General features: G+C 61.9%; 9 protein-coding genes and 1 pseudogene. 7 read left to right on the forward strand and 3 right to left on the reverse strand.

Features of this window, described 5'->3' with window-relative positions; all coding sequences use genetic code 11:
- Nucleotides 1-502: 502 nt before the first annotated feature.
- From ACILRA_RS13395 to ACILRA_RS13405, 3 genes and pseudogenes are all read right to left on the reverse strand, one after another.
- On the reverse strand, nt 503-1,366 hold the full coding sequence (locus ACILRA_RS13395) for an outer membrane protein (RefSeq protein WP_395662597.1): 864 nt from the start codon (nt 1,364-1,366) through the stop codon (nt 503-505).
- A gap of 426 nt (nt 1,367-1,792) precedes the next feature.
- On the reverse strand, nt 1,793-2,737 hold the full coding sequence (locus ACILRA_RS13400) for a sodium-dependent bicarbonate transport family permease (RefSeq protein WP_395662598.1): 945 nt from the start codon (nt 2,735-2,737) through the stop codon (nt 1,793-1,795).
- A gap of 77 nt (nt 2,738-2,814) precedes the next feature.
- A pseudogene (locus ACILRA_RS13405) lies at nt 2,815-3,591 on the reverse strand (IS4 family transposase); the annotation flags it as partial.
- A gap of 92 nt (nt 3,592-3,683) precedes the next feature.
- On the opposite strand from ACILRA_RS13405, the gene ACILRA_RS13410 reads away from it, so the two are divergent.
- From ACILRA_RS13410 to ACILRA_RS13440, 7 genes are read left to right on the forward strand one after another with little or no spacing between them, the layout of a single operon-like run.
- Nucleotides 3,684-4,406, forward strand: a complete 723-nt coding sequence (locus ACILRA_RS13410; RefSeq protein ID WP_395662599.1) for a GntR family transcriptional regulator — start codon at nt 3,684-3,686, stop codon at nt 4,404-4,406.
- Entirely contained in the window at nt 4,406-5,428 is a 1,023-nt protein-coding gene (locus ACILRA_RS13415) for an ADP-ribosylglycohydrolase family protein (RefSeq protein WP_395662600.1), read from the forward strand. Before ACILRA_RS13410 ends, ACILRA_RS13415 begins: the two co-directional genes overlap by 1 nt.
- Nucleotides 5,425-6,390, forward strand: coding sequence for a PfkB family carbohydrate kinase (locus tag ACILRA_RS13420; protein ID WP_395662601.1), 966 nt, complete (start codon nt 5,425-5,427; stop codon nt 6,388-6,390). The genes ACILRA_RS13415 and ACILRA_RS13420 overlap by 4 nt, the downstream gene beginning before the upstream one ends.
- Before the next feature lie 26 nt (nt 6,391-6,416).
- Nucleotides 6,417-7,475 carry a PotD/PotF family extracellular solute-binding protein gene (locus ACILRA_RS13425; protein ID WP_395662602.1) on the forward strand — a complete coding sequence of 353 codons (1,059 nt, stop codon included), beginning with the start codon at nt 6,417-6,419 and terminating at the stop codon, nt 7,473-7,475.
- 54 nt (nt 7,476-7,529) lie between these two features.
- Nucleotides 7,530-8,345, forward strand: coding sequence for an ABC transporter permease (locus ACILRA_RS13430; RefSeq protein WP_395662605.1), 816 nt, complete (start codon nt 7,530-7,532; stop codon nt 8,343-8,345).
- Nucleotides 8,342-9,133 carry an ABC transporter permease gene (locus ACILRA_RS13435; protein ID WP_395662603.1) on the forward strand — a complete coding sequence of 264 codons (792 nt, stop codon included), beginning with the start codon at nt 8,342-8,344 and terminating at the stop codon, nt 9,131-9,133. Before ACILRA_RS13430 ends, ACILRA_RS13435 begins: the two co-directional genes overlap by 4 nt.
- Nucleotides 9,133-10,185, forward strand: a complete 1,053-nt coding sequence (locus ACILRA_RS13440) for an ABC transporter ATP-binding protein (protein WP_395662604.1) — start codon at nt 9,133-9,135, stop codon at nt 10,183-10,185. Before ACILRA_RS13435 ends, ACILRA_RS13440 begins: the two co-directional genes overlap by 1 nt.
- Nucleotides 10,186-10,492: the final 307 nt, after the last annotated feature.

Consider the following 10,492-nt stretch of genomic DNA (forward strand, 5'->3'; position numbering starts at 1 on the left):
TCAGCCGCCGCAGGGCGAAGGCGTTCCTGGATGCCTGGCGACTGCGTCTCACGTAAGATGTTGTATCGATCCGCGTCAATCACGACGCGCAATTTGCAGGCACGCGAAGCGCTGCTGTTCCTCGGCGTCGGTGAAGCAAACGAAATCTGACTGGCAGCCCGATGTTTGCCCCATTCGTAGTCGTGTGAGACAGTGCACCGACGTTTCATCTGCGAAGTCGGCCAATGGTTCCGGGAAAGCAGCCTGATCATCCTGGCGGCGTTGGCCAGCGTGACCTGGGACCAGGCCCGCTCTAGCGGAGCCTACAATATACCTAGAGTGATGCTGATCTGCCTCCCCTGCGCCGTGGCCAGCCATCCGATATCTGCCTGAGACCCCGAAGGATCAATGTGACTATCGCTTCAATACGCATGGCGTCTGCGAGATCTATCAACCGCACATCATTGCCAGAAATACGAAGGCCCGGTCGACGCCGGGCCTTTCAAGAGCTATGCAACGCGGCTCAGAAGCGGATCTTGGCCGTCGCGCGGACGACGCTGAACTGGTAGTCGACGTCCCCCTTGCCCTGGATTCCAACAAGCTGCCCTTCATCGTCATTTACGGTCTCGCCGAGGTTGGTTCTCCAGTCAGCTGATCCGAGATCGACATAGAGATATTCGAAGCCAAGGCTCCAATTGTCGATGCCGTACTCCATGCCTGCGCCAACCGTCCAACCCCAGTTCGTGGCGTCCGTCGAGCCGGTGTAGTAGCGGTTGGAATCGGGATCGTCGTCCTCCAACTCTGTCGCATCGATCTTGACCGAAGCTTCCATCTTTCCGTAGGCAAGTCCACCTGTTCCATAGAATAGGAAGTTATCGGCGGCGAAGCCGACACGTCCGCGCAGGGTTGCGAACCAGTCAGCCCCGAAGGAGGTGCGGGCAGTACCATAGAGTTCCTCTTCACCGGCCCCAGGGTCGCCCAGTAGTCCGCCCAGCTCATTCAGCTGGTCGCTGATGTTGCTGGTCGCGTCATTGCCAAACCCAGCATAATTCATGTCAGCCTCAATACCGAAAACGAGGCTGTCATGCTGCCAGTTGTAGCCGATCAGCGCGCCTCCGGTGAAAGCGGTCTCATCGCTTGACAGGTTGGCGTCAACGTCGTCGAGCAGGTCGTTGATTTCACCTGCACTTCCGCCGCCATCCACATCAGGCCCGAAGTAATTGAAGTCATGATTGACCTCGGAGTTGTTGAAACCGGCCCCGGCATTCAGGCCGAGGTAGAAGCCCGACCAGTCATAGGCCGCCGTCGAGACGTCAGCGGCCTTGGCGGCAGTGGTCGGAAGCGCTGCGGAAACGATGGCTGTTGCCGCGAGAAAGAAAGTCCTCATGAATAGGTCCTCGATGTGCTTGGCCTGACATGCGCAGCGGTCTTGCTGCCACAAATGACAACAACGGTTGGAAGCAAGGGTTTCCGCAAGCGGGAACCCCAGCAGCACTCCGGAGCATGATTGGAAACAGGCTGGAGTTCAGCAAGTACTGCACGGACGGCCCAGAATTTTTCATAAGCGGTCAAAACTACTGTCATGACCACGCTAACCATCTGAAAGATATGAAAGGTCTTTGGCGGTCGAAAGCCAGTCGTCAGGCTGCCGACATTCATGAACGGCACACTGAATTCATGAACGGCAAAAGCGAGGCGTCCAAGCGTGGGGGATGCCGCCCATCGGAGCGTGACCTCCGATGAACGGCAATGCGGCTAAGTGTTCACCTTTGGTCTTGAATTTCTAGAGTCCCTGCCAGAACTTGGCCATCTGCTAGACAATCGGAACACCGGCGAGGACCATGAATGGGAAGGTGATCCCTAGCGAGGCGGTCAGATAAATCGAGGGATTGGCTTCTGGGAATGTAGAGCGCACAGCGGCTGGGGCGTCGATGTAGCTGGCGGAGGCTGCCACAGCGCCGAGTACGAATGCCGACCCCATGGGCAATCCGACGAGCGTGGCGAGACCCGTGACGATGAAGCCGTTGACCATCGGCATGATGATGCCGAATGCCAGCATCCGTCCACCGACCTTGGCAAACTCCTTCAGGTGACGCCCGGCGGTCATGCCCATTTCCAGGAGGAAGAGCACAAGAACACCCCGGAATAGATCGACAAAGAAGGGCTCGACCTTCCTGAAATTCGCCTCTCCCGAGGCGGCGCCGATGATGAGGCCACCGCCGAGAAGCAGCAGTCCCCGGCCCCGAAGGGTTTCCATCAGGATGGAGGAAAGGGGAGCACCCTTCACGCCATCAGCCCGCGACAGCGCCAGTCGCCCATAGAAAAGCGCGACCAGAATGCCAAGCTCCATCAGTGCCACAAGGCCTGTGATGTGCCCCTCCATGGGCGTTCCGACGCTTTCACCATAGGACCGGGCTACGACGAAGGTCACGGATGACACCGAGCCGTAGAGCGCCGCGACCCCGGCGGCATTCACGATGCTGAGGCCGATGATGTGGCGGCCGACGAGGAAGGCAATCAGCGGTAGCAGGATGACTGCCAGCGCAGTCACCGTAACGGCGCCACCGATGTTGCTCAGGTCGGCTGTGGCCAGTTCGCGACCGCCCTGCAGTCCGATCGAGAACAGCAGGAAGATCGCAAAAATGCGGATCACCGGTTCGGGGATCTCCAGATCCGATCGAATGAGGGTGGCGAAAATGCCAAGAAGAAAGGCGAGGGTGATGGGCGATATGAGGTTTTCGATGAGAATGCTTTCCATTGCGACCTCCCGGATTGCTTGCAGCGAGGTTTTCCCGGGAATCGATTGAAAAGAGAAACGCGAACAGTAGTGTCCGGTTAATAACCGAACAAATTCAATTGGTTGCCAAATCCGACATCACTGGGTTGGTTGGGCAGGCTCGAAAAAGCTTGTAAAATGGGCATTTTCTCGAAAAGCGTGAGTGAGAGGACCTGCAGAAAAGTGTAGAGCGGCGCCTCGATCCCGAGGCGCTTTCTGACGATGGCCACCAGGACATAGACGGCCACCGCGATCCAGATCTGGGTCTTCACCGCATTCTCTGAAGTCCCATAGAAGGCTTTAATCCGGAGGTGCTGCTTGATCCACTTGAAGAACAGCTCGATCTGCCAGCGGCTCTTGTAGAGGGCGCAGATGATCGGTGCTGGTAGTAAGTGATGGTTGGTCAGGAAAGTAAGTTTCTTCTCGGTGTTAGGGTCGTTGAAGCGGATACGACGGAGGTGCTCCGGGTAGGACTCGCTGCTCCGAAAACCGTCGAGCCTGATGCTCTGGTCACAGATGATGCCGTTGCTTCGATCACTCGCGGCCGAGTAGAGGCGGCTGGAATCCATATTGGACTTGGCACGCGTCACGAAGAATGCTCCTGTGAGATGCAGCTTGCCGTTGGAAACATGAATGAAACTGGGGATATTTCCGCGCAAGTCGAGAAGTGTGTGCATCTTCACCGCCGACTTGGTGGACCGGAAGTGGGCCCATGGAAACACCGACATGCAGAGATCGATAGTGGTCGAATCCAGCGCATAGACGCTATCGGTGAGGTCAATGCCCAGCTCCTCGCCCGCATACAACTCCCGCGCCTGCGCAATCAGGCTTCGAGCGAAGTGAGGCGGCGAATCTAGACGGAACACAGCAAGTCAGTGGCTTCGCATGTAGAGTAGACAGGTTTAGACAGGTCTGTTATCGAAAGGAAATGGCCAAGCCGAAGCCCTTGCAATCAGCCTTCGCCAAGACAGAGCGTGTCGCCCTCAGCCTCGAGCGGGACATCCTCTCGGGCAAATTTGGCTACGGCGCGCAGCTCGAAAGCGAGAATGCGCTGGTGCGACGCTTTGATGTGAGCCGCAACACTGTCCGCAAGGGTCTTGAGGCGCTGGCTGACAAGGGGCTGATCACCACCCGGGTTGGCATCGGCTCTTTCGTGACGTTCAACGGCCGCACAATTGATGACGCGCTGGGCTGGACCCGTGCGCTCTCGCGTCAACAGGAACCGGTCGAGACTCGGATGCTGCAGCTTGCGCGCGTTAGCGACGCGACGCTTGCGGCGGAACTCAAACTCGCCAGCGCTGATTTTTTGGCGGTCGACCGAGTGCGTGAACTGTGCAGTTCGGGACGCGTGGTGTCGATCGAGCGTAGCCGCATTCCGCACCGGCCCGAACTTGATGCGGTCTTGTCCGGCGGCCTGGTGAACGGATCGCTCTCGGCAACGCTGAGCGCCGCGGGGCTCTGGGCTCATGGCGGCGAGGAATGGGCCGAGGTCGAATTCCTGAGCGAGGCGGATGCGAAGCTTGCCGGCGTTGCCAGCGGCACGTCCTTCTTGCGCTCGCGCCGTCTGGTGCGCGGTGCGGGCGGCGAGGTTGTCGAGTATGTCGTGAGCCTTCTCGATCCGCGCCATTTTGCGCTTCACCTGGCTTTCTGATGCAGAAGCCCTCTCTCAGGCAACGGGCCCTTGGCGCGCTGGCGGGCGTGGCGGTGGGCGATGCCATGGGCATGCCCACCCAGACGCTGCCGCGAGACGAGATCGTGCGGGCCTATGGCGTGATCAGCGGCTTCTGCGATGCTGTTGCGGACCACCCGGTGAGTGGAGGGCTGAAGGCCGGCACCATCACAGACGACACCGAGCAGAGCCTCCTCCTGGCTCAACACCTGATCAGCCGCGGCGGCCGCGTTGATCAGCAGGCGTGGGCTGAGCAACTTCTGGAGTGGGAGCGCGACACACATGCCCGGGGCGTGAACGATCTGCTCGGCCCCTCGACGAAGCGCGCCATCGAAGCTTTGCTTCGGGGCGTTCCCCTCAGCGAGACAGGGCGCCTCGGAACCACCAACGGCGCCGCGATGCGAATTGTGCCGGTGGCGATCGCCACGCCTGTCGCCCCGCTCTCCGTCCTCCTTGACGCCGTTGAGGATAGCTGCCGCCTGACGCATCACACATCCGAGGCCATCGGCTCTGCCGCGGCGGTGGCCGCTGCCGTGAGCGTGGCGCTCGACGGCGCGGGTCTCGACACCATGATCGCCACCGCGCTAGCCGCCGCCGCCGAGGGTGAGCGGCGCGGAGAGCCTGCCCGCTCGGGTTCGATCCGCGCGCGCATCGCGGAGGCGCTGGACCTTGCCGAGGGGCGGAGCGGCGAAGAGGCCGCCCTGCGCATCGCCGCGCAGATCGGCACCAGCGTCTCGGCGCTCCAGTCCATTCCCATGGCCTTCGCCATCCTGCGCCTTACTGAGGCAAACCCGTGGCGCTGTGCGCTCCTCAGTGCGGTCATTGGAGATGACACCGACACCATCGGGGCCATTGCCTGCGGCATGGCCGGCGCCAAAGCCGGCATCGGAGGCATTCCCCCAGATGCTTGGAAGCTGGTGCAGAGTGTGAACCACTTTTCTCTTGAACCGGCGGTGGAGGGCCTGCTGCGCATCCGTGCGGCGCGCGGAGGGCAGACGGCATGAAGGGCGGGATGCTGCAGCTTTCGGGCGTCGTTGTGGATCTCGTCCACCGGATCGATCACCTGCCAGCACCCGGAGAGGAAGTCGAGACCGCCGAATTCCAGATGACGGCCGGTGGCGGCTTCAATGCGATGGCCGCGGCGCGGCGCATGGGTGCCCGCGTGACCTATGGTGGCATGCTGGGGCAGGGGCCGCTGGCGGACATCACCGAGGCGGCCCTGCGCGCCGAAGGCATCGCGCTTGCGCCGGGGGCGCGTGCAGAGATCGACCAGGGCAGCTGCGCCGTCATCGTCGATGGCACAGGCGAGCGCAGCTTCATCTCGCATCATGGGGCGGAGCGCCGGATCGACGTTGCGCATCTCGCGGGCCTTGCAGCATCCTCGCATGCCTTTGCGCTGCTCACGGGCTACTCATTGTACAAGCCGGCAAGTGCTGCAGCCTTCCTCGCGTGGCTTCCGGCATTGCAGCGGCCGCCGCTGCTGATGTTCGACCCCGGCCCCATCGTGGCCGACATCCCGAGGGAGACGCTGGACCGCTGCATGGCGCGCGCCGACTGGATCAGCGCCAATGCGGGCGAAGCGCGCATCCTGACGGGTGAAGATCAGCCCGCTGCGGCTGCGACCCGCCTTGCCGCCGGACGCCAAGGTGCGCTGGTGCGTCGCGGTGCCGAGGGCTGCTGGCAAAGCTTTGAAGGCCGGACGCTTCACATTCCGGGCTTCGCCGTCGCCGCGATCGACACCAATGGTGCGGGCGACACCCATGACGGCGTGTTCATCGCGGCCATGATTGCGGGTTTCGCACCCGCCGATGCGGCGCTGGTCGCCAATGCTGCTGCCGCGATCTCCACCACCATCATCGGTCCGGCGACCGCGCCGGACGCAACCCAAACCCGCCGGTTCATGGATGCGCGTGGAGCAAAGCTCAGCGCGCCGCAAAACTGGGAACGGGTGCAACCGGGCGGCTAGCTCGCCTACGAGAAGGAGGACAGGGAATGAACAGGATCAACAGGCGCATGATGGTGGGTGCTATGACAGCCGCCATCCTGACGGGTTCGACAACCCTCGCCGTGGCCGCGGGCGAGATCCGCGTGCTCAACTGGCAGGGTTACGGCACCGACGAGGCCTTCGCCACGGAGGCCTTCGAGAAGAAAACCGGCGTTAAGGTGGTGCATGACTACTTCACCTCCGAGCAGGAGATGCTGACCAAGCTCCGCACCAACCCCGGCGCCTATGACGTGGTGCTGGTCAATTCCGCCTTCACCGGACAGGCAAAGGCCGAGGGGCTCATCGCCAAGATCGACACGGCCGACATGCCCAACGTGAAGGATCTCGCACCCAGCATGGGCCAGAATCCAGATCTGGTCATGGGCGGGGACGTCTACGGCGTCGCCTGGACCTGGGGTGCCACGGGCCTTGCCGTCAACAAGGATGCGGTCACGACACCTCCCACCTCTCTCGCCATCCTTTGGGACCCGCAATATGCCGGCAAGGTCTCGATCCGCGACGACGGTGTTGAAGCGGTCCAGTTCGCGGCCCTGGCGCTCGGCCAGGACATGAATGACATCAAGGACCTTGAGGCCGTGAAAGCGAAGCTCAAGGCGCTGATGCCGCAGATCAAGACCTTCTGGTCTTCGGAAAATGACTGGAACCAGTTCTTCTCTGCGGGTGACTTCACGGTTTCGACCTTCTGGTCCGGCGGCGCGGGACGCTCGATCACCAAGGGCCTGCCGGTGGCCTTCGCCGTGCCGCAGGAGGGTGCGGTCGGCTGGCTCGACAGCCTAGCCATTCCTGCCGCCTCCAAGAACCAGGATGCGGCCCGCGCCTTCATCAACTGGATGATCGATCCCGAATTCTACGTGCAGTGGGCGGCCAAGGGCGCTCCCAGTTCCGCCAATGCCAAGGCCAATGCGGCCCTCCCCGAAAGTGATTTCAACAAGCAGGCCTTTGCCGATCCGGCCGTGGTCGAGCGGGTCAAGTTCATGAAGCCGCTGTCGGACGAGACGCGCAAGATCTACACCGAGCTCTGGCAGGACGTGAAGGCGGCCCAGTAGGGATTGCTCCACGTGGCCAAAGCCACATCAAACAACGACACGCTGCGCGCCGGAATGTTCCTGGCGCCAGCCTACATCTGGCTGACGGTGGCGGTGTTTCTGCCGCTGTCAGCCATGCTGTTCTTCAGCTTTCTCTCGGCCGCACCCTTCACCAACGCCGCGTGGCACCTGACGGGGGCGAACTACGCCGAATTTCTCGCGCGTGCCATCTACCCTGACCTGCTCGGCCGGTCGCTTCTTCTCGCGGCTGTCGTAACGGCTTGTTGCGTGCTCATCGGTTACCCTTGTGCCTATGTCCTTGCCCGCCACGTGAAGGGCCGGGCGCGCGAAGCGCTGTTTCTTCTGATCATCCTGCCGTTCTGGAGCAACAGCCTGGTGAGGATCTTCTCCTGGGCAATCGTGCTGCGCGGCAACGGCATCATCGACCATACGGTCGGCGCCGTATTTCCCTTCGTTTCCGTGAACCTCATGTTCAGCTACACGGCGGTGGTGATCGGGCTGGTGCACTCCTATCTCCCTTATGTGATCCTCACGTCTTATCTCGCGCTGCAGGCAATTGACGAGAGCATCCTCGAGGCTGCCCGCTCGCTGGGCGCACCCTTCCGCACCATCCTGTTCCGCCTGCTGCTGCCGCTGTCGCTGCCGGGCCTCGCGGCGGGCGCCGTGCTGATCTTCGTTCCCGTGGCGGGTTCCTTCATGGAGCCGCGCATTCTCGGCGGCAAGCATGGCATCTTCTACGGTACGCTGATCGAAGATCAGTTTGTGGCGACCTTCAACTGGCCTCTCGGCGCGGCGCTGTCCTTCATCCTGCTTGCCGTGGTTCTGTTGATCCTTGCCGCCGCCAGCCCCGTGCTGAAGAGGGCGCGATGAGAGAGCCGAACCAGGCCGCCAAAGTCCTCGGCCGCGCCTATGTGGGGCTGGTCCTCTTCTTTCTCTATGCCCCCATTCTCGTCATGGCGCTGATGTCGTTCAACGCCTCCGAATTTTACGCCTTTCCCTTGAGTTTCACGCTCGACTGGTATCGCAAGCTCTTGGGCAATACCGAGATTCTAGCCTCCGCTTGGAGAAGCCTGTGGATCGCGCTTGCCACCACTGTCATCGCCACCGTGCTCGGCACGGCGGCAGCCTTGGCGCTGTTCCACTATCAGTTTCCCGGCAAGCGGCTGCTGCAGGCGCTGCTGTTCCCGCCGATCGCCATTCCATGGCTGATCATCGGCACCGCGATGCTGATCTTCTTCTTCTGGGTCGGCATCGGCAGGGGCACACCCGCCGTCATCATTGGCCACGTGGCGCTGGCGCTTCCCTATGTCATTGTGGTCGTCACCGCGCGGCTACAGACCTTCGATCCGCAGCTCGAGGAGGCGGCGCGCTCGCTCGGGGCCGGGCCGTGGGTGGTGATGCGCGATGTCACGCTGCCCTGGATCGCCTCGGGCGTGGTGGCTGGCGCGCTCTTCGCCTTCGCCGTCTCGTTCGACCAATTCGTCGTGTCATATTTTCTGGCGCAACCCGGCGATGCGACGCTGCCCGTCGTAATCTATACCGCAATCCGCAAGGGCTTCACGCCAGAGATCAATGCGATCTCGACCATCATCATCGCGATTTCGATGGCGGTGATGCTGGCCGCATCGCGGTTTTTCAAGTTCGGTGGGGAACGTTGATGTCCGAAGTGCATGTGCGCAACCTGTCGCTCCTCTACGGCACGGCCAAGGCGCTGGACGATGTGTCGCTCGATTTTCCGGACGGACAGCTCTTTGGACTGCTGGGGCCTTCGGGAAGCGGCAAGACCACCTTGCTCCGTTGCATTGCCGGCTTTGTTTTTCCTGACCGCGGCAGCGTAACGATCGGCGGCGAGAGCGTGGAGCGGGTGCCCGTCGAGCGGCGTGAGATCGGCATGATGTTCCAGTCCTATGCGCTGTTCCCGAATATGAGCGTGGCCGAGAATATAGGGTTCGGGCTCAAGGTGCGCCATGTCACGAAAACGGAGGTCGCCCGGCGGGTAGGGGAGGCTCTGGAACTCGTGCATCTTGAAGGTCTGGGTAATCGCAGGCCACACGCGCTGTCCGGCGGCCAGCGCCAGCGCGTGGCGCTTGCGCGGGCCATCGTCACGCGGCCGCGTGTGCTCCTGCTCGACGAGCCGCTGAGCGCCCTCGACAAGGCGCTGCGCAGCGAAATGCAGGTAGAACTGCGACGCATTCAGCGCGAGGTGGGAATCACCACCATCTTCGTGACGCATGACCAGGAAGAGGCCCTCACGCTCAGTGACCAGATCGGCATTCTGCGCGCCGGCCGTCTGGTGAGAAGCGGCCCACCGAGAGAGCTCTACCACGCCCCGGAGGACCGCTTCACCGCCTCCTTCCTCGGGGAGGCGAATTTCTTCGACGGAACGCCGGAGGAGGGGGGCTTGCGGCTGGCCAGTGGCACGCTTCTGCCATGGCCCGGAGCGCGTGCACCGGATGTGCGCGCCCTCGCGGTCCGCCCGGAAGAAATGTCGATCTCCCCGGCCGGTCTGCCCGCGCCTCAGGGCTCCTGCGTCATTCACGGCGAACTCGGATTGATCACCTTCTCAGGCCCCACGGCCGTCTGCCGCGTGTCCGGCGAGGGCCAGCAGTTCAGCGTCCTCGTCAAGAATTCGGAACTCGGCGACATTCCCGCCTCGGGACCTGTAGCAGTATCATGGCCTGCATCGCGGTCGATGCAGATCCGAGGCTGATTCATCACTGTCGAAAGCAGAGAACCAGTGCATAGCGTGAGGGAGTTCATCCTTGCTTATGCATTGGCGGCAGCGACCAGAAACATAGGTTCGTGTCTGTTCAGGGTGGGAAAGAGATCAGTTAGTTGTGTAGTGGCGTGCTCACTGCGGTAGGTGTAGCGCTGCCTCCTGAGTAGAACTATTCTGTTCCGGTGTTTGGGTCCGCGGTCGGGATTCGAACGCCACGAACTATCGTGCCCCATGAAATCAATGACTTGCAGCCAGAGACGGTTGGATTTCAGGCCCTTTCCCTCCGCCATTTAGCCCT

The sequence above is a fragment of the Aestuariivirga sp. genome (genome assembly GCF_044239095.1).
Lineage (GTDB): Bacteria > Pseudomonadota > Alphaproteobacteria > Rhizobiales > Aestuariivirgaceae > Aestuariivirga.